This window comes from Phreatobacter sp., assembly GCF_022843985.1.
Lineage (GTDB): Bacteria > Pseudomonadota > Alphaproteobacteria > Rhizobiales > Phreatobacteraceae > Phreatobacter.
In genome coordinates this window covers 16,731-34,709 of record NZ_JALHMP010000026.1, presented here as the reverse complement: position 1 = coordinate 34,709, position 17,979 = coordinate 16,731, and the positions used below count along the sequence as shown (strand labels likewise).

The window sequence follows — 17,979 nt, the reverse complement described above, 5'->3', positions numbered from 1 at the left end:
CAGGGAGTTCGAGACCATGTTCGACTTGACCGGGAAGACCGCCCTCGTCACCGGCGCGACGGGCGGAATCGGCGGGGCCATCGCGCAGGCCCTGCACCGCCAGGGTGCGACCGTCGCGCTCTCGGGCACGCGCCGCGAGAAGCTCGAGGAACTCGCCGCCGCGCTCGGCAGCCGTGCCCATGTCATCCCCACCAACCTCTCCGCCCTGGACGAGGTCGATGCCCTGGTCCCCGCCGCCGAGGCGGCGATGGGCGGCCTCGACATCCTCGTCAACAATGCCGGCATCACCCGCGACAATCTCTTCATCCGGATGAAGGACGAGGAGTGGGACCAGGTGCTCGCCGTCAATCTCACTGCCAATTTCCGCCTCAGCCGCGCCGCTGCCAAGCTGATGATGCGCAAGCGCTGGGGCCGCATCATCCAGATCACCTCGGTGGTCGGCGTCACCGGCAATCCCGGCCAGGGCAATTACGCGGCAGCCAAGGCCGGCCTCATCGGCATGTCGAAGTCGCTTGCTGCCGAGATCGCCAGCCGCAATGTCACCGTCAACTGCCTCGCCCCGGGCTTCATCGCGACCGCCATGACCGACGTGCTGAACGACAAGCAGAAGGAAACGATCCTGACGCGCGTCCCGGCCGGCCGTCTCGGCCAGGCGAGCGAAATCGCCGCCGCCGCCGTCTACCTCGCATCGGAGGAAGCCGCCTATGTCACCGGGCAGACACTCCACGTGAATGGCGGTATGGCCATGATCTAACTGGGGATTTTGGCGATCGGGACGCATGCTGGCAAAACCGGAAGGCCTGTGATAGAGAGCCTTGAGGTTCGGGCAGGGGGCTTCCCAATCGATCCGGAATTCATGGCGACGCGGCGCGCCGCCTGCAAGACTTGAAAGCCGCACACCGCATCCGTACGAGAGCGGTGCCTCATCGTCGGATGGAACGAGGATAATCTAATGAGCGATACCGCTGAACGCGTGAAGAAGATCGTCGTGGAACAGCTCGGCGTCGATGCCGAGAAGGTCGTTCCGACCGCGAGCTTCATCGACGACCTCGGGGCCGATAGCCTCGATACCGTCGAACTCGTGATGGCGTTCGAAGAAGAGTTCGGCGTGGAAATCCCGGATGACGCAGCCGAGACGATCCTGACGGTCGGCGACGCCGTGAAATTCCTCGACAAGGCCGCCAGCGCCTGATTTCAGCACCGTCAACTGCGACTTTGACGACCGAAGAGCCGGGGAGCGCGCAGCGTCTCCGGCTTTTCGTTCACCGGGCGGGAAATGGGTGAGACGATGATGCGTCGCGTTGTTGTGACCGGAATGGGCCTCCTGACACCGCTCGGCTGCGGCGTCGAGGAAACCTGGTCTCGGCTCATCAAGGGCGAGAGCGGGGCCTCGAAGGTCACGCATTTCGACGTCTCCGACATCGCCGCCAAGATCGCCTGCCAGATTCCGCGCGGCGACGCGCCGGCCGCCTTCAATCCGGACGACTGGATGGAGCCGAAGGAACAGCGCAAGGTCGACGAATTCATCATCTTCGCCATGTGTGCGGCCAAGCAGGCGCTCGACGATGCCGGCTGGCAACCGCGGACGGCCGAGGAGCAGAACGCCTCGGGCGTGCTCATCGGCTCCGGCATCGGCGGCATCGACGGCATCGCCGAGGCGGCCCTGATCCTGCGCGAGAAGGGCCCGCGCCGCATCTCGCCCTTCTTCATTCCCGGTCGCCTCATCAATCTCGCTGGCGGTTACGTTTCCATCGCCCATGGCCTCAAGGGCCCGAACCACGCGGTGGTCACCGCCTGCTCGACCGGCGCCCATGCCATCGGCGATGCCGCCCGCCTCGTCGCCTTCGGCGATGCCGACGTGATGGTGGCCGGCGGGACCGAATCGCCGATCAGCCGCCTGTCGCTGGCCGGCTTCGCCGCCTGCCGGGCGCTCTGCACCACCTTCAACGAGGAGCCGACCCGCGCCTCCCGCCCCTATGACCGCGACCGTGACGGCTTCGTCATGGGCGAGGGCGCCGGCATGGTCGTGCTCGAGGAATACGAGCACGCCAAGGCGCGCGGTGCGAAGATCTATGCCGAGGTGATCGGCTACGGTCTGTCGGGCGATGCCCATCACATCACCGCCCCGGCCGAGGACGGCGATGGCGCCTTCCGCTGCATGCAGGCCGCCCTCAAGCGGGCCGGCATCAGCGCTTCCGACATCGACTACATCAATGCCCACGGCACCTCGACCATGGCTGACGGCATCGAACTCGGCGCCGTCGAGCGCCTGGTCGGCAATGCCGCCTCGAAGATATCGATGTCGTCGACCAAATCCTCCATCGGCCATCTCCTCGGTGCTGCCGGAGCGGTGGAGGCGATCTTCTCCATTCTCGCCATCCGCGACCAGATCGCGCCGCCGACCCTCAATCTCGACAATCCCTCCGTCGAAACGGCCATCGACCTGGTGCCGCACGTGGCGCGCCAGCGGGCCATCGAGACCGTCCTGTCCAACTCCTTCGGGTTCGGCGGGACCAACGCCTCGGTCATCTTCCGGGCTGCTGCCTGAGGCGGGACCCGCCTTTCGCCACATTCCCTGCGCATCACTCCCGGTGATGCGAGCACCTGATCAGAGCGCGGCCCCATGAGCGATCATCCCGGACCCAACCCGCTTCAGAACGGGTCCCGCCCGGCCATCAAGTCGCCGCGGGCGGCCCTTGAGCCCGAATCGGCCCCGCCGCCGCCCCCGGCCTCGCGCCATGCCCGCAACCAGTGGGTCGTCATCGGCAATCTGATCATCACCATCCTGCTGGTCGGCCTGGTCGGCGGCATGGCCGCTTTCCTCTATGCGCGCCAGGCTTTCGTCGCCAGGGGACCGCTGCAGCAGGACCGCGCCGTCTTCATCGAGCGCGGCTCGACGGCCGAAGCGATCGCCCAGACGCTCGAGCGCAACGGCGTCATCGACAGCGCGCTGCTCTTCTCCGCCGCCGTCCAGCTCTACGGTGTGCGCGGCGACCTGAAATGGGGCGAGTACATGTTCCCCCGCGGCGCCTCCACTGCCGAGGCGCTGGCCATCGTCCTCGACGGCAAGCCCATCGAATACCGCGTCACCATCCCCGAGGGGCTGACCTCGGAGCAGATCGTCGGCCGCCTGCGCGACAACGACGTCCTGACCGGCGACATCGCCCGCATCCCGCGCGAAGGCTCCCTCCTGCCCGACACCTACCGCTTCACCCGCGGCACGACCCGTCAGCAGATGGTCGACCAGATGACGCAGTTCCAGGCGCGTCTCCTGCAGCAGATCTGGGCGCGCCGCAGCGCCGATCTGCCGCTGCGCACACCGGAGGAACTGGTGATCCTCGCCTCCATCGTCGAGAAGGAGACCGCCAAGGCGGAGGAGCGCCCGCGTGTCGCCGGCGTTTTCGTCAACCGCCTCAACCGCCGCATGCGCCTGCAGTCCGATCCCACCATCATCTATGGTATCGTCGGCGGCCGCGGCTCGCTTGGCCGGCCGATCCTGCAGTCGGAAATCCAGCGTCTGACGCCCTACAACACCTACCAGATCGACGGCCTGCCGCCGACGCCCATTGCCAATCCCGGCCGCGCTGCCATGGAAGCGGTGGCCAATCCCCAGCGGCACCGCGACATCTTCTTCGTTGCCGACGGCACCGGTGGCCACGCCTTTGCCGAGACGCTCGAACAGCACAACCGCAACGTCGCCAACTGGCGGCGGATCGAGCGGGAGCGCGCCGAAGCCGCGGGCACGCCTGCCGCCACGGCGGATACGCCGGCAGCCCCCGCCGGAACGCCGGCGCGCGCGACCCGCTGACCCCGCCCGCGGCCACGGCGCTTGACCTCGCCGTGGCTCCGACTTAACGCCCTGCAGGTCAGTCCGCCGCAGAGGAAGCCATGGCCCTGTCCAGCATGACGGGATTTTCCCGTGCCGAAGGCGTGGCGGGCAGTGCCCTCTGGGCCTGGGAAATCAAATCCGTCAATTCCAAGGGCCTCGACGTCAAGCTGCGGCTGCCGCCGAGCCTCGATGCCGCCGAGCCCGCCATCCGCCAGAAGGTCTCTGCCGCCGTCGTCCGCGGCTCGCTCTTCTGTTCCCTCACGGTCAAGCGCGAGACCGCGACGACCGAGGTCCGCATCAACGAGGCCGTGCTGGCGCAGGTGGCCGAGGCCGCCCGACTTGTCGCCGAGCGGATCGATGCCCGCGCCCCCGCCATTGACGGTCTTCTCGCCATCCGGGGTGTCATCGACGTGGTCGAGGCCGAGGAGAGCGAGGAGGAGAAGGCCCGTCTCGCCGCCGAAGTCCTTGCCGGCCTCGAGATCGCGCTCGCCCGCCTCCTCGACATGCGCCGCAGCGAGGGCACGGCCCTCGGCGCGGTGCTCACCGACCGCCTCGACGAGATCGCCACCCTCAAGCGCGAGGCCGAGGACAATCCCTGCCGGCGCCCCGAAGCGATCCGGGCAAAGATCGCCGAGCAGATCGCCGCACTCCTGGAGCCGGGCCGCAACTTCGATCCCGACCGCCTGCACCAGGAGGCGCTGATGGTTGCCTCCAAGGCCGATATCCGCGAGGAGCTCGACCGTCTCGACGCCCATGTCGCCGCTGCGCGCAAGCTGATCGGGGAGGGCGGCGCCGTCGGCCGCAAGCTCGATTTCCTCGCCCAGGAATTCAACCGCGAGACGAACACGCTCTGCTCCAAGGCCAATGACGTATCCCTCACTGCCACCGGCCTCGCGCTCAAGGCGGTGGTCGAGCAGTTCCGCGAACAGGTCCAGAATCTGGAGTAGGCATGGCCGATCCCGTCACGGCCCGCCGCGGCCTCATGCTCATCCTCACCTCGCCGTCGGGGGCAGGAAAGTCGACCCTGACGCGCCAGCTCCTGCAGGTCGAGAACGAGATCGCGCTGTCGGTATCGGTCACCACCCGGCCGAAGCGGGCCGATGAGATCGACACGGTCCATTATTTTTTCCTCTCGCCCGAGCGCTTCATCCAGATGCGCGATGCCGGCGAGCTGCTGGAATGGGCTGAGGTCCACGGGAACTTCTACGGCACGCCGCGCCGGGCGGTGGAGGAGGCGCTCTCCGCCGGCAAGGATGTCCTCTTCGACATCGACGTCGCGGGCGTGCGGCAGCTCGCCGCCATGGTGCGCGAGGACATGGCTACGGTTTTCCTGCTGCCGCCCTCCGTGGCCGAGCAGGTCTCGCGCCTGAAGCGGCGGGCGAGCGACGATGATGCCGCCATCCTCAAGCGCTTGAAGACGGCCCGCACCGAGATCCAGGCCTGGGCCGACTTCGACTATATCCTGGTCAATGACGATCTCGATCGCGCCTTCATGGAGCTGCGCGCCATCCTCCATGCCGAGCGGCTGAAGCAGCGCCGCCGCCCCAAGCTCGAGGCGCTGATCGCCGAGCTTGGCAGGGATCTCGATGGCATTCTGGCGCTGGGCACTCTCCCGGCCGCGGGTCCGTCGGCCTGATCATCAGGCCGCCGCCAGCCACGCCAGCCGACAGAAATCCTCGATCGTCAGGTTCTCCGCCCGCTCGGTCGGGTCGAGGCCGGCCGCCTCGATGAGCGGCATGGGATCGCGGACGAGGCCCTTCAGGCTCTGGCGGATCATCTTGCGGCGCTGGCCGAAGGCGGCGAGGGTCACCCGCTCCAGCATCCTGACCGCGCAGGGCAGGGGCTCCGCCCGCGGCACCAGATGCACGACCGAGGAGGTGATCTTCGGCGGCGGCACGAAGGCCGAGGGCGCCACGTCGAACATGATCCGGGCCGTGGTGCGCCATCCGGCCAGCACGCCGAGCCGGCCATAGGGGTCCGAGCCCGGGGCGGCGACGATGCGCTGCGCCACCTCCTTCTGGAACATCAGCGTCAGCGACTGGTACCAGGGCGGCCAGGCCTCCCCCGTGAGCCAGCCCGTCAGGAGGTTCGTCCCGACATTGTAGGGCAGGTTGGCGACGATCCGCGCCGGTGCGCCGGCTGTCAGCGACCCGAAATCGACCTTCAGCGCATCGCCCTCGATCACCTCGAGCCGGCCGGGATAGGCCGCAGCGATCTCGGCCAGTGCCGGCAGGCAGCGGGCGTCGCGCTCGATGGCGATGACGCGGCCCGCCCCGCCGGCGAGCAGGGCCCGCGTCAGGCCGCCGGGCCCGGGGCCCACCTCGACGACCGTTGCGCCCTCCAATGGCCCGGAGGCGCGGGCGATGCGGCCGGTCAGGTTGAGGTCGAGCAGGAAGTTCTGCCCCAGCGCCTTCTTTGCCATCAGCCCGTGGCGGGCAATGACCTCGCGCAGCGGCGGCAGGGGGTCGGGGGCGCTCAAGCGGCGGGCTTCTTGTGGGCGAGCCGGCCGGCCAGCGCGATGGCCTGGATCATGCTGTCCGGGCGGGCCCGGCCGGTGCCGGCGAGGGCATAGGCCGTGCCGTGATCGGGCGAGGTGCGGATGAACGGCAGGCCGAGGGTGACGTTGACGCCCTCGTCGAAGGCGATGGTCTTCACCGGCGCCAGAACCTGGTCGTGATACATGCCGAGGACGGCGTCATAGGTTGAGCGCGCCTGCGGGTGGAACAGCGTGTCGGCGGGGTGCGGGCCGGTGGCGGCGATTCCGAGGCGGTTGAGCTCTGCCACCGCCGGCGCGACGATCTCGATATCCTCGCGGCCGATCAGGCCGTCCTCGCCGGCATGGGGATTGAGGCCGCAGACGGCGAGGCGCGGGCGGGCGATGCCGAATTTGGTCGCGAGGTCATGGGCGACGATGGCGCCGGTCTCGACGATCAGGTTCGTCGTCAGGCGCCCCGGCACGGCGGCGAGCGGGATATGGATGGTGACGGGGACGACGGCGAGCGTTGCGCTCCAGATCATCATCACCGGCCGTACCGGCCCGACGCGGAAGGCACGGGCCAGCTCGCCGAGGAACTCCGTGTGGCCCGGATGGGCGAAGCCGGCCTCGGCCAGCACCGCCTTGGAGATCGGTGCAGTGACGATGGCCCCGGCCCGACCGCTGCGGATATGGTCGACGCCGGCGCGGATCGCCTCGATGACGACGCCCCCGGTCTCCGCCGTCGGCACGCCGGGCCGGTCGGCCATGCCCTCGCCGATATCGAGCACTGGCAGGCCGAAGGTGAAGGTCTCGACCGCTTCTTCCGGCAGGCAGGGCACGACCGGCACGCCGATGCCGAGGCGGGAGGCCCGCGCCTCCATCAGGCTTGCGTCGCCGATGAGGTAGAAGGGCGGCAGGCGATGCGCTGCCCGGTCCCGCCAGGCCATCAGGGCGATGTCCGGACCGATGCCGGCCGGTTCCCCCATGGAGATGGCGAGAGGCAGGATCATGGCAGCCCGTTCAGCGCCGGTCGCCGCGGCCGTCGCGATAGGTGATCACCGCGGTCTGGCGGATCCGGGCGAGGTAGCTGTCCGAAATCCGCTTCATCTCCGCCGTGGTCATCTCCTCGCGCACCTGGTTGCGGGCAGCGGTATCGCTGGTGCTCGCCTCTTCCTTGGCGCAGACGGCGATCATCTCGATGCCCTGCTGGGTGCGGCTCGGTGGCGTGAGCTTGCCGACGGCGGTCTGGTCGAGAACCTGACGGAACGCCGGGCTGAGATCGGTGTTGAGGCGGCGGAACTGCTCGCGCACGGCGGCGTCGGGAATGCGGCCGACCTGTTCCAGATCGGTGGCGCAGCTGGAGAAACGGCCGCGCAGCGCATTGGCCTCGCCCATCCGCCGCTGGACCTGGGCCGCCGGCGCCGTGGCCGGCACCAGCAGGACGATCGGGCGCAGCACGAAATTGACCGGGCGGGTGGCGCCCTGCCGCCGCGCCAGGGCCTCGACGAGCTGCGTGTCGGTGATGAAGATCGTGCGGCCGAAACGCGCCCCGATCAGGTTCGACCACGACAGGTCGGCGCGCAGCTTGCCCTTGTAGACCCGCGGCTCGATCCCCTGGGAGCGCAGCACCTGGTCGAAGCCGCGCGGATCGATGCCGGAGCGCTGGGCGACCTGCGCATAGGCGGCCTCCACCTGCTGCTCGCTGGCCTCGACGCGGAAGCGCCGCGCCTCGGCGAATTTGATGCGGTCGTTGATCAGGTCCTGCAGCGCCTGTTCGGCCGAATGCGGCCGTCCTTCGCGGATCTGCAGCAGGCGCTGGCGCTGGGGAATGTCGAAACTGGTGATCGGGACGCCGCCCACCGTGGCGATGACGCGGCCTTCCTGCGCCCGGACGGGCGTCGTGGCGGTAAGGCCACCTGCCGCAACAGCGATGGCGAGAGCAGCGACGAGCAAGGGTCGCACGGGGACCATGGTGGCGCCTCCTTGGGGATTGGACGAATGCCGAGCCTGCTCCCTCGCCCAAGAGGGTGGCGCAATCAGGGCAGGGGGCTCATTGCGAGGGCGGATTGAACCAGTTCGAGACGTTCTGGGACAGGCTCAGTTCGCCGATCGTGCGCAGGTTGAACCTGAACATGAAGCGGTGGACGTCACGCGTCGTCGCGACGGTGTTCAGCGTCACGACCTCGGCGGCGAAGTCGCGGGAATAGTAGAAGCCAAGCTGCATCGCATCGTCGAGATAGTTGACGCCGACGGTGAGGCCTTCGATTTTGTTCCGCTCGGTCAGATCCGCCACGACGGTCGCCGCCAGGTTCTGCCGCTGGAAGGCGAAGCGGGCGGCGCCGTAGACGGTCCAGTTCGTCGCCAGGGTATAGGATACCGCGGCGCCGATGGCGCTGCGCGTGACCTGGTAGCCGAGGTCGGGTTGCGGCGCGAGAAAGCCATAGGTCCCGGTCAGGGCGAAATTGCCGAAACGTCCCGTCGCATCTACCGATCCACGCTGAAGAGCGAAGGTGCGCTCGTCGAACCGGCCGAAGGCCGACACGCGGAAATTGCGATCCATCTGGTACTGGAACCGCGCCACATAGTCGGAACGCTGCTTGTTCAGGCCCGAATTGGCGCCTGTCGACGCCATGTCGAAGAGGGCGCCGGCGGCGAAGGAGTTGATGCCGAACAGGTGCAGCGACTGGCCGAACATGACGTTCACCCAAGTGCCGTTGGTGAAGCGGTGGGTGACGTTGAGGCCATAATTCATGCGGCCTCCGCCCTCGATCCGGTCCCATCCGGAGAATTTGTTGACCTGAAACAGGTTGGTATCGTCGAAGACGAGGCTCTGGGCATCCTCGTTGGGGATGTTGCCGATTTGGGTCTCGTTCGGCCGGGCGATGAACTGGACGATCGGCTCGACCGTTGTCGTCCCGTATTCGGTCGCCGCGATCCAGGGATAGCGGTAGGTGATGCCGACGGTCGGCATGAACCGCGTGTAGATCCGGTCGTCCTGGGCGAGCCGCGAGAACGATCCGACGAGCGGGCTGCTGTCCTTGAGCAGGTGATAGGTCACGTCTCCGCGCACCGAGACGAAGGGTTCCCAGATCTGGCCCATCGCGTCGATGACGCGCCGCCGCCAGGCGACCTCGACCGAGGCCCGCGAATAATTGCCGTCGATGCCGTTCACCAGGCAATTCCGCGGGTCGACGCGGTTGACATAGGTCGGCTGCGGCCCCTGCGGCAGGGTCGCATAGCAGAACAGCGGCAGGGCGGTGCCGCCAACCACCTCGGTCAAAGTCGAGTTGCGTGTGGCGACGTCGGCCTGTTCTCGGCTCAGGCTGACGACGCTGGTGCGCCACGAGAACTCGCCGCCGGCGACCGAGCGGTCGAGGACCCGGAAGTAGTCGAGCACCGGATGCGAGGTCGGCAGGATCTTGTTGTTGGTGTCGGTGGCGGTGATACCGACATAGCGCGTCGCCGACAGGTCGAACCAGCTCCGTGGGCCCTGGCCGCGCAGGAAGAGGCGGGAATTGGCCTCGGTCTGGCCCGGCAGCGACAGGGAATAGTCCCTGAGGAACGCCGTGTCCGACATGAGGTTGAGGTCCCAGCCGACGGACCAGCGCTCGTTGATCCGGAACATGCCGGTCGTGTGCAGGATGCCGCGGAATTCGCGGTTGCCGACTTCCCGGGTCCCGTCCGAATAGGCGAAGACGCTCGGGTCGTTCTGCCGGATGCCGGCGGCACGGATGGAATAAAAGCCGCTCTCGAACCCGTGCCGCCACTCGACCAGCGGCATGAAGCCCTGGCGGGAATAGTAGCGCGGCGCGATCAAAAGGTCATAGTTCGGCTGGATATTCCAGAAATAGGGGATCTCGACGCCGACGCCGGTGCGGTTGGAGCCTGCGATGCCGGGAACGAGGACACCGGAGGCTTTGCGGACCGTCGGATCGGGTGACCAGAAACGCGGCATATAGGCGATCGGAATCCCGAACATCTCGAAGCGCGCATCCTCGAAATAGATCGTGCGCTCGGATTCGCGGTGGATGATGCGCTTGGCCTTGATGACCCAGGTCGGAGGTTTCGACAGGTCGGCGCGGCAGGAGGCGCAGGCCGTGTAGGCGGCGCGCTCGAACGTGGTGACGTCGCCACCCTCCCGCGTCACCTGGGCGGCGCCGATGAAGCGGCGATCCGGGGTCTCGATGTTCAGCGACTGGATGAAGCCATTGGTGAACTGCTGGTCGAACTCCATGTCCTGTCCGTGGGCGATGTTGCCCGACGGCTCGGTGATGCGGACATTGCCGGTGGCGCGCACGCGGCCGGAGCGCTGGTCGTAGGTGACGACATCGGCCTCGATGGTCCGGCCGTCATAGTAGATCTGCACGTTGCCGCGCGCCGACACCCGGCTGGTCCGCTCGTCATAGACGAGTTGCCCCGCATTGACCTGCATCGGCGTGCCGGGCGGCGTCGAGGTGAAGGTCGGTCCGACCGCCGGCAGAGGGTCGGCGGGCCGCGCTGCAGGCCGCTGCACCGGCTGGTTCTGCACCTGGGTCGGATCGAGGATATGGGGCCGCGCCGCGGGCGAGTCGCCGGCAGACTGGGCGCGCAGGGGCGCGAACCCGCCCGCCGCGACGACCAGGGCCAGGAGGCTGGCGGTCGCGGTCAGGGCAGAGCGGGCGATTCGGGCCGTAGAAGCCGCCGGGCGGCGTGCTGCGCGAAGCATCAGCCATCCTCCAGCTTCAGAAGAACCATGAAACCCATCAACGCACCGATAAATGCAGGCGACCAGGCAGCAAGGACCGGGGGCACGAGATTCGAGCGCCCCAGATTGCCGGCAAGTTCAGATCCCACGTAAAGCAAAAATCCGGCGACCACGCCACCCAGAATCGTCTTGCCCAGCCCGCCGAGCCTGGCGAAGCGCAAACTCGCTGCGGCGGCCACCAGCACCATGGCGACGAGCAGCAGGGGCCTGGCCAGGAGAAGCTGGTACTGCAGCTCGAAACGGGCCGTCGGCAGGCCCGAGCGGCGCGCGAGCTCGATGAATTGTGGCAGTTCCCAGAACGAAACCTGTTCGGGCATGACGAAGCTCTGGCGCACCTGGTCGGCGGTCAACTGGGTGGCGAGGCGATAGGTCTCGTGCTTCACCGGTTCGGCCCCGACCGGCGTGACGATGGCCTTCCGAAGCAGCCAGTACCCGTCGCCGAGATCGGCGCCTTCGGCATCGATCCGCTCCTTGAACGTGCCGTCCGCTCCATAGACAAGGACGCTGACGCCGGTCAGCCGCTGGCCCCGCTCGGTCGCGGATGCGGCATTGATCACGGCCTGGCCGGCGGGGGTCGCCTGCCGGAGCCAGAAATTGGTGCGCTGGTCGACGAAGACAGCGCGGCCGAACAGCTCCGATTCCAGCTTGAAGCTGCGCTCGCGGAAATCCGACGCGACAGGATTGTAGATCGCGGCCGCGAAGACGCCGAGCAGCAGGGCCAGCAAGATGGGCGGAGTGAGGAACTGCCAGGCGGACAATCCGGCGGCCCGCGCCACCACCAGCTCGAGTTTCCGCGACAGTCCGAGGAAGCAGAGCATGGCCCCGACCAGCACCGCGAAAGGCAGCACGATCTCGATGAAGGCGGGAACGCGATAGATGGTCAGGAGCGCCACGAGGTGGGTCGGCGCCCGCGTCGCATCCTCGACACGGCGCAACTGCTCGACGAAGTCGACGATAAGGACCAGGCCGAACGTCCCGAGAAACGTGCCGCCCACCGCCGCGAGGAACTTCCGCGTCATGTAGCGGGAGAAGGTCGACACCATCAGGCATTGCCCCGCGGTGCCAGTCGCGCAGCGATCAGGCGGGAGACGCGGTCGGAGAAATCGTTCGACAGGCGCGCCAGCACCGCGGGCGGCCGGACCTTGATGTAGCCCAGCGACATGGCGCCGAAGAACAGGATCGTCGCGATCGGCAGGAGATAGACGAGCGGCACCGCCAGGGGGCGCGCCGCTACGATGCCGGACACGGCGAAGCCGCTGCCGCGGAAGGCAGCCATGATAATGATCGCGCCGGCGATCGCGGCTCCGCGGCTCTGCCGCGTCGTACGGGCCTGTCCCAGCATGGCGAACGCAATACATAACATGGCCAGTGGGTAGAGCGGCGCGGCAAACCTGTCGTGCAGCTCCTGACGGAAACGCCCACGCCACCTCTCCAGCATGGGATCGGCAGGGTCGGGGTTCATGAGCTCGGACGTATAGCGCTCCGATGGTCTATAAATCGTTTCGGCCGCCTGGGTCAGTTGCGACAGGTCGAAGGCGTAGCGGTCGAAGACGACGATCGACGTGTTGCCATCCTTGACTTCCCGGCGCTGCAGATTGCCGTTTTCCAGGACGAAGAACGTGCCCTGCGGCTGTTCGGTGATGACCCCGCGCTCGGCCACATAAATCATGTGTACCTGGGGGTCGCGGGTGTCGGCGACGACGATGCCGAGCAGGACGCCGCCGGGCGCGCGGTCGCGGATATGGAAGGTGAGGCCGCGGTCGGCCTGGGTAAACTGGCCGGGGCGGACGATGGCGGTCAGGAGATTCGCCTGGACCTGTGTCAACAGCAGGCGGAAATGCCGGATCGACGTCGGCGTCAGCCACAGTGACAGCGAGCCGACGAAGAGACTGACCAGAGCCGTCAGAATGACGAGCGGACGGGCGATGCGGGCGGGCGAGACACCGGCGGCCGACATCACGATGAGCTCGGAATCACCGTTCAGCTTGTTCAGCGTCTGCACGACCGCGATGAACAGGGCGATGGGCGCGATGAGGGCCAGCAGCACCGGGATGCCGAGGCTCGTCATCATGAAGAACAGGGCGATGGTCTGGCCGCTATTGGTCACGAGGTCGAGCTGCCGCAGAACCTGCGTGATCCAGACGACCAATGTCAGGATAAACAGCCCGGCCGCAAAGGCGAGGGCTGCCTGCCGGAAGATGTAGCGTTCGAGGGATCCCATTCCCGGCTCATGCTGGTAGCAGGGTCCGCCAACCCGCGCTTGCGTCATCTCCAGCGTTAGAAGCGGATCGTGGCGGCGGCAAGGTGGCGGCGTTCCGCAATGCGGATTCCCGCCGCTGCGTCTCCCGTCGGCCACAACGTCGCGTTAGTGTGATGCATCAGGGCATTGCGCCCGATTCTCATCCACAGCAAGTTGGCCCCATGCCCGACACTCTGAAGATCAGCTTCGCTCCGCTCTCCGCTGCCGCATCCGGCCTCGTGGTCTGCCTCGTTGGCGAGGATATGGCCCTGTCCAGCGATACGGCGGCCATCCTGGCTCCGGCCAAGGACCTGTTCGCCCGCGCCGCCGCCGAAGACGGTTTCAAGGGCAAGGCGGGATCCTTTCTCGACCTCATCGCGCCGGAGAAGGTCGCGGCCACGCGGCTGGTTGCCGCCGGGATCGGCAAGCCGTCCGACTGGAAGGAGCTTGATGTCATCAAGCTGGGCGGTGCCGTCTGCGCGCGCCTGCCGGACGCATCGACCGAGGCGACGGTGATCCTGTCCACAGCGGCCGGCCCGCTCGATGCCGACCAGGCCGCCGATTTCGCCTTGGGCCTGCGCCTGCGCTTCTACAGCTTCGACCGCTACAAGACGAAGAAGAAGGATGGCGAGACCGCTGCCAAAAAGCGGGCGATCACCCTCCTCGTCGCAGACGACAAGGCCGCGCGCAAGGCCTACAAGGCCCGCGAGGCCATTGCCGACGGCGTCGATCTCGCCCGTGATCTCGTCAACGAGCCGCCAAACGTTCTCTACCCGACCGAATTTGCCAAGCGCGCCGGCGATCTCGCCCGCCTCGGTGTCGATGTCGAGGTGCTGAACGAAAAGGACATGAAGAAGCTCGGCATGGGTGCGCTGCTCGCGGTGGGGCAGGGCTCCACCCGCGACAGCCATGTGGTCGTCATGCGCTGGGACGGCGGCAAGGACGGCGAGGCGCCGGTCTGCGTTGTCGGCAAGGGCGTCTGCTTCGATTCCGGCGGCATCTCGTTGAAGCCCGGCGAGGGCATGCAGGACATGAAGGGCGACATGGGCGGTGCCGCAGCCGTCGTCGGCGCCATGCACGCGCTGGCGGCCCGCAAGGCGCGGGTCAACGTCGTCGGCCTCATCGGCCTCGTCGAGAACATGCCCGACGGCAACGCCTACCGGCCCGGCGACATTCTCACCTCCATGTCCGGCCAGACCATCGAGATGATCAACACGGACGCCGAGGGCCGTCTCGTCCTTGCCGACGTGCTCTGGTACGCCAAGGACCGCTTCAAGCCGAAGGTGATGGTCAATCTCGCCACCCTCACCGGCGCCATCATGGTGGCCCTCGGACAGGAGAATGCCGGTCTCTTCTCCAACAATGACGACGTGGCCAAGGGCCTCACCGAGGCCGGCCTCGTCACCGGCGAGAAGGTCTGGCGCATGCCGCTCGCCGCCGAATACGACAAGCTGATGGACAGCCAGTTCGCCGACATGAAGAACACCGGCGGGCGCTATGGCGGCGCCATCACCGCGGCGCAGTTCCTCCAGCGCTTCGTCGGCGATACGCCCTGGGCCCATCTCGACGTCGCCGGCACGGCGATGAATTCCAACAAGGGCGATCTCAACCGCAGCTGGGGTGCCGGCTGGGGCGTCAGGCTCCTCGACAGGTTCGTCGCCGACGGCTACGAGCGCTGATCGCCCGGAGCCATGCAAAAACGACGGAACTCGTGACCGACATCCTGTTCTACCATTTGCAGAACCAGCCGCTCGAAAGGGTCTTGCCGGTGCTGCTCGAAAAATCGGTGGAACGCGGCTGGAAGGTCGCCGTCGAGGCCGCCTCGCCCGAGAGGGTCGAGGCCCTCGACGCGCTGCTCTGGACGTACGCGGACGAGAGCTTCCTGCCGCATGGCACCGACCGCGAGGCCGATGCGGCGCTGCAGCCCGTGCTGCTCACGGCCGGCCCGGACCGCGCCAACGGCGCCACCGTCCGCTTTCTCGTCGACGGTGCGGCGCTGCCCGCCGACATCGCGGCCTATGAGCGCATCGTGCTGATGTTCGACGGCAACGACCCCGACGCCCTCGACCAGGCCCGCGCCAGCTGGAAGGCGGCGAAATCCGCCGGCCATGCCTGCACCTACTGGCAGCAGGACGAGAACGGCCGCTGGGGGAAGCGGGCGTGAACGCCCTGCCGTCAGCGGATCCTGCCCTCGGCTTCATCGATCGCGCCGCCAGGTCCGAGTTCTGGCGTCTCGCCGTGATCATCTTCCTGACCGCCATGACCAACCAGCAATCCGTGCTGCTCGCCGTGGTCTGGGAGGATGCCGGCTTCCCGCACCACGACATCGGCCTGCTGATCGCCGTCTACGGCATTCCCCTGGTGCTGATGAGCCTGTTCTCCGGGCCCATCGCCAACCGGATCGGCATCCTCCAGACGGTGCGGATCGGCGCGGTGCTCACCGCCCTCGGCTTCATCAGTCTCTATTTCACCCACGAGACCGTCCTCGGCTCGCTCGCCTCGCGCCTCGTCCAAGGCACCGGCTTCGCGCTTTTCCATGCGCCGGTCATGACCTATGGCTCGACGCGGCTGACCCGCGCGCGCTTCGTGCGGCTGTTCGGCCTCCTCTCGGCCATGGCACCCTTGCCCTATGCTTTCGGCCCCATCGTCGCCGAAATCCTCTACCAGGGCTTCGGTACGCGCGGGTACTTCATCGCCGGCGCGCTGCCCGCCGTCCTCGGCCTGCCGCTCTTGTGGACGATCCGCCCAGTCAACAGGACCGAGGGTCCGGTCGGCGGCATTCTCGGCCTGCTGGCGAGCCCACGGATCTGGCTGCCGCTGACCGCCGCCATCGTCTACGGCTACATGTTCGGCTTCATCAGCGCCTATGCCGCGCCCTTCCTGGTGGAGCGCGGCGTCATCGTCGGCGCCTTCTTCACCGCCTTCACCATCTCGATCTTCGCGGTCCGCTTCGGCGGCCTCGGCCTGATCGAGACCATCGACCGCCGCGTCGTCGTTGCCGGCGGGGCCGTGCTTCTGGCGACCGGACTGGCGCTGGTCGCCCTGGCCCAGACCATCACCGGCGTCGTGGTCGCCGGCTTCGTCTTCGGCCTCGGCCATTCCCTCGGCTTTCCGGTGCTCTCCGCCTGGATCTGCGACGGCACGCCGCCCGAGCAGCGGGCGACGCCCATGGCGGTGTTCAACGCCGTGTTCTTCGCCGCCATGACCCTCGTCGCCCTGCCGGCGAGCCTGGCCATCGGCGCCGTCGGCTATGTGCCCGTCATGCTCGCCCTGTCGGTGTCGAGCCTCGGCCTCGCGCTGGTCCTCGTCTTGGCCTGGTCGCGGCGTTTTCGCCGCTGACGCTGGTTCTGTTGCCAGACTGCTGTCATAACGATGGCAGCAGGACTGCGGCAGGATGTCGCCATGAGACCTTCCGACCGACTCTTCCAGATCATCCAGATCCTGCGCCGCTCGCGCCGGCCCTTGACGGCCGAGGCCATCGCCTCCGAGCTCGAGACCTCGAAACGCACGATCTACCGCGATATCTCCACCCTGATCGGCCAGCGCGTACCGATCCGCGGCGAGGCCGGCCTCGGCTATGTGTTGGAGGGCGGCTTCGACCTGCCGCCGCTGATGCTGACCTCCGACGAGATCGAGGCCGCCGCCCTCGGCGCCCGCTGGGTCCAGTCGCGTGGCGATCCCGCCCTGGCGCGCGCCGCCGCCGACCTCATCGCCAAGCTCGCCGCCATCGTGCCGGAGAAGCTGCGCGACGTGGCGCTCGACCCGGTCTCCCGCACCGGCCCGGCCTGGGAGCCGACGGAGGACCGCATCGACCTCGCCCGCGTCCGCGGCTGGATCCACGAGGGCAAGAAGATCGCCCTGGGCTACAGCGACGAACAGGGAAGGGCGACCCAGCGCATCCTCTGGCCGGTGGCGGTCGGCTATTTCGACAGCGTCCGCCACCTCATCGCCTGGTGCGAACTGCGCCGCGATTTCCGCTCCTTCCGCACCGACCGCATCGCCTCCGCCGAATTCCTCGACGAGCGCTATCCCGAGCGCCCCAGCGTGCTGCGGGCGCGGTGGAGGAAGACGATCAAGGAGAACTGACGGCGCGAGCGTTCGCGCCCGCCGACCCGAGGTGATGAATCAGCCGACGTCAGGCATAGTCAGCTCATGACGCTGACCCATCAATCCCTGGAACAGTTGCGCTTCACCAATCTCGGGCGCCTGCTCGACGAGGTGCATCTGGGCTTCGACCATGCGGCCCTGGCCTACCTGCGGGCCCGCGGCTATCCCTGGATCAATGCCTCGCATGTCCATGTGATGCGCACCATGCAGCTCGACGGGGCCGGCATCAGCGCCATGGCGGCGCAGGCGCGGATTTCCAAACAGGCGATGAGCAAGCTGGTCATGCAGTTCCGCGCTAGGGGGCTCCTGCGGGTCGATGATGACGCTCAGGACGGACGCAACAAGGTCGTCGTCGTCACCGATGCCGGCCGCGACCTGCTGGCCCATGGGGTCGCCGCGCTGCGCCAGGCCGAGGACGACCTCGCGGCGCTGATCGGTCAGGGCGAACTCGAGGCGCTGCGCCGCATCCTGCGCCTGGTCCGGGGCAAGAACCGCACGCTGGAGCCGCCGGCCGACGTGGCGCGGCGGCGACGACGGTAAAAATCTGTCGGTCGATATCGTCAACTATGTTGACGATCAGCGGC

The 17,979-nt window shown here is 67.7% G+C and carries 17 protein-coding genes; 11 read left to right on the top strand and 6 right to left on the bottom strand.

What is annotated here, in order from left to right; all coding sequences use genetic code 11:
• Window positions 1-16 precede the first annotated feature (16 nt).
• From fabG to gmk, 6 genes are all read left to right on the top strand, one after another.
• Window positions 17-754, top strand: coding sequence for a 3-oxoacyl-[acyl-carrier-protein] reductase (fabG, locus tag Q0C57_RS16535; RefSeq protein WP_296577751.1), 738 nt, complete (start codon window positions 17-19; stop codon window positions 752-754).
• Window positions 755-952: 198 nt separating this feature from the next.
• Entirely contained in the window at window positions 953-1,192 is a 240-nt protein-coding gene (locus Q0C57_RS16530) for an acyl carrier protein (RefSeq protein WP_106747857.1), read from the top strand.
• 99 nt (window positions 1,193-1,291) lie between these two features.
• Window positions 1,292-2,548 (top strand): beta-ketoacyl-ACP synthase II, encoded by a 1,257-nt coding sequence (gene fabF / locus Q0C57_RS16525; RefSeq protein ID WP_296577747.1) that lies wholly within the window; start codon window positions 1,292-1,294, stop codon window positions 2,546-2,548.
• A gap of 75 nt (window positions 2,549-2,623) precedes the next feature.
• Window positions 2,624-3,808, top strand: coding sequence for an endolytic transglycosylase MltG (gene mltG / locus Q0C57_RS16520; RefSeq protein ID WP_296577745.1), 1,185 nt, complete (start codon window positions 2,624-2,626; stop codon window positions 3,806-3,808).
• An 80-nt stretch (window positions 3,809-3,888) separates the two neighbouring features.
• Window positions 3,889-4,776 (top strand): YicC/YloC family endoribonuclease, encoded by an 888-nt coding sequence (locus tag Q0C57_RS16515; RefSeq protein WP_296577743.1) that lies wholly within the window; start codon window positions 3,889-3,891, stop codon window positions 4,774-4,776.
• Between the two features lie 2 nt (window positions 4,777-4,778).
• Window positions 4,779-5,465 (top strand): guanylate kinase, encoded by a 687-nt coding sequence (gene gmk, locus Q0C57_RS16510; RefSeq protein WP_296577741.1) that lies wholly within the window; start codon window positions 4,779-4,781, stop codon window positions 5,463-5,465.
• A 3-nt stretch (window positions 5,466-5,468) separates the two neighbouring features.
• Here gmk and rsmA read toward each other — a convergent pair whose 3' ends face one another.
• The 6 genes from rsmA to lptF form a co-directional block, all read right to left on the bottom strand.
• The gene (gene rsmA, locus Q0C57_RS16505) at window positions 5,469-6,308 is read right to left on the bottom strand and encodes a 16S rRNA (adenine(1518)-N(6)/adenine(1519)-N(6))-dimethyltransferase RsmA (protein WP_296577738.1); all 840 of its coding nucleotides are present in this window, start codon (window positions 6,306-6,308) and stop codon (window positions 5,469-5,471) included.
• Window positions 6,305-7,315, bottom strand: coding sequence for a 4-hydroxythreonine-4-phosphate dehydrogenase PdxA (gene pdxA, locus Q0C57_RS16500; protein WP_296577737.1), 1,011 nt, complete (start codon window positions 7,313-7,315; stop codon window positions 6,305-6,307). Before pdxA ends, rsmA begins: the two co-directional genes overlap by 4 nt.
• A gap of 10 nt (window positions 7,316-7,325) precedes the next feature.
• The gene (locus Q0C57_RS16495) at window positions 7,326-8,276 is read right to left on the bottom strand and encodes a SurA N-terminal domain-containing protein (protein ID WP_296577735.1); all 951 of its coding nucleotides are present in this window, start codon (window positions 8,274-8,276) and stop codon (window positions 7,326-7,328) included.
• 79 nt (window positions 8,277-8,355) lie between these two features.
• On the bottom strand, window positions 8,356-11,010 hold the full coding sequence (gene lptD / locus Q0C57_RS16490) for an LPS assembly protein LptD (RefSeq protein ID WP_296577733.1): 2,655 nt from the start codon (window positions 11,008-11,010) through the stop codon (window positions 8,356-8,358).
• Entirely contained in the window at window positions 11,010-12,092 is a 1,083-nt protein-coding gene (gene lptG, locus Q0C57_RS16485; protein ID WP_296577731.1) for an LPS export ABC transporter permease LptG, read from the bottom strand. The genes lptD and lptG overlap by 1 nt, the downstream gene beginning before the upstream one ends.
• Window positions 12,092-13,270 (bottom strand): LPS export ABC transporter permease LptF, encoded by a 1,179-nt coding sequence (gene lptF, locus Q0C57_RS16480; RefSeq protein WP_296577729.1) that lies wholly within the window; start codon window positions 13,268-13,270, stop codon window positions 12,092-12,094. Before lptF ends, lptG begins: the two co-directional genes overlap by 1 nt.
• Window positions 13,271-13,470: 200 nt before the next feature.
• Between lptF and Q0C57_RS16475 the strand changes: the two genes are divergently transcribed.
• From Q0C57_RS16475 to Q0C57_RS16455, 5 genes are all read left to right on the top strand, one after another.
• Window positions 13,471-14,967 carry a leucyl aminopeptidase gene (locus tag Q0C57_RS16475; protein ID WP_296577727.1) on the top strand — a complete coding sequence of 499 codons (1,497 nt, stop codon included), beginning with the start codon at window positions 13,471-13,473 and terminating at the stop codon, window positions 14,965-14,967.
• A 32-nt stretch (window positions 14,968-14,999) separates the two neighbouring features.
• A complete protein-coding gene (locus Q0C57_RS16470) occupies window positions 15,000-15,452 on the top strand; it encodes a DNA polymerase III subunit chi (RefSeq protein ID WP_296577724.1) in 453 nt (150 codons plus the stop codon).
• The gene (locus Q0C57_RS16465) at window positions 15,449-16,627 is read left to right on the top strand and encodes an MFS transporter (RefSeq protein ID WP_296577722.1); all 1,179 of its coding nucleotides are present in this window, start codon (window positions 15,449-15,451) and stop codon (window positions 16,625-16,627) included. Before Q0C57_RS16470 ends, Q0C57_RS16465 begins: the two co-directional genes overlap by 4 nt.
• A 63-nt stretch (window positions 16,628-16,690) precedes the next feature.
• A complete protein-coding gene (locus tag Q0C57_RS16460) occupies window positions 16,691-17,374 on the top strand; it encodes a YafY family protein (RefSeq protein ID WP_296577720.1) in 684 nt (227 codons plus the stop codon).
• Between the two features lie 66 nt (window positions 17,375-17,440).
• Window positions 17,441-17,935, top strand: coding sequence for a MarR family winged helix-turn-helix transcriptional regulator (locus tag Q0C57_RS16455; RefSeq protein WP_296577719.1), 495 nt, complete (start codon window positions 17,441-17,443; stop codon window positions 17,933-17,935).
• Window positions 17,936-17,979: the final 44 nt, after the last annotated feature.

What these genes read in the sequence shown, in the direction of transcription:
- fabG (WP_296577751.1), top strand. Translation starts at nt 17, where the DNA reads ATGTTCGACTTGACCGGGAAGACCGCCCTCGTCACCGGCGCGACGGGC.
- Q0C57_RS16530 (WP_106747857.1), top strand. Translation starts at nt 953, where the DNA reads ATGAGCGATACCGCTGAACGCGTGAAGAAGATCGTCGTGGAACAGCTC.
- fabF (WP_296577747.1), top strand. Translation starts at nt 1,292, where the DNA reads ATGCGTCGCGTTGTTGTGACCGGAATGGGCCTCCTGACACCGCTCGGC.
- mltG (WP_296577745.1), top strand. Translation starts at nt 2,624, where the DNA reads ATGAGCGATCATCCCGGACCCAACCCGCTTCAGAACGGGTCCCGCCCG.
- Q0C57_RS16515 (WP_296577743.1), top strand. Translation starts at nt 3,889, where the DNA reads ATGGCCCTGTCCAGCATGACGGGATTTTCCCGTGCCGAAGGCGTGGCG.
- gmk (WP_296577741.1), top strand. Translation starts at nt 4,779, where the DNA reads ATGGCCGATCCCGTCACGGCCCGCCGCGGCCTCATGCTCATCCTCACC.
- pdxA (WP_296577737.1), bottom strand. Translation starts at nt 7,315, where the DNA reads ATGATCCTGCCTCTCGCCATCTCCATGGGGGAACCGGCCGGCATCGGT.
- Q0C57_RS16495 (WP_296577735.1), bottom strand. Translation starts at nt 8,276, where the DNA reads ATGGTCCCCGTGCGACCCTTGCTCGTCGCTGCTCTCGCCATCGCTGTT.
- lptD (WP_296577733.1), bottom strand. Translation starts at nt 11,010, where the DNA reads ATGCTTCGCGCAGCACGCCGCCCGGCGGCTTCTACGGCCCGAATCGCC.
- lptG (WP_296577731.1), bottom strand. Translation starts at nt 12,092, where the DNA reads ATGGTGTCGACCTTCTCCCGCTACATGACGCGGAAGTTCCTCGCGGCG.
- lptF (WP_296577729.1), bottom strand. Translation starts at nt 13,270, where the DNA reads ATGGGATCCCTCGAACGCTACATCTTCCGGCAGGCAGCCCTCGCCTTT.
- Q0C57_RS16475 (WP_296577727.1), top strand. Translation starts at nt 13,471, where the DNA reads ATGCCCGACACTCTGAAGATCAGCTTCGCTCCGCTCTCCGCTGCCGCA.
- Q0C57_RS16460 (WP_296577720.1), top strand. Translation starts at nt 16,691, where the DNA reads ATGAGACCTTCCGACCGACTCTTCCAGATCATCCAGATCCTGCGCCGC.
- Q0C57_RS16455 (WP_296577719.1), top strand. Translation starts at nt 17,441, where the DNA reads ATGACGCTGACCCATCAATCCCTGGAACAGTTGCGCTTCACCAATCTC.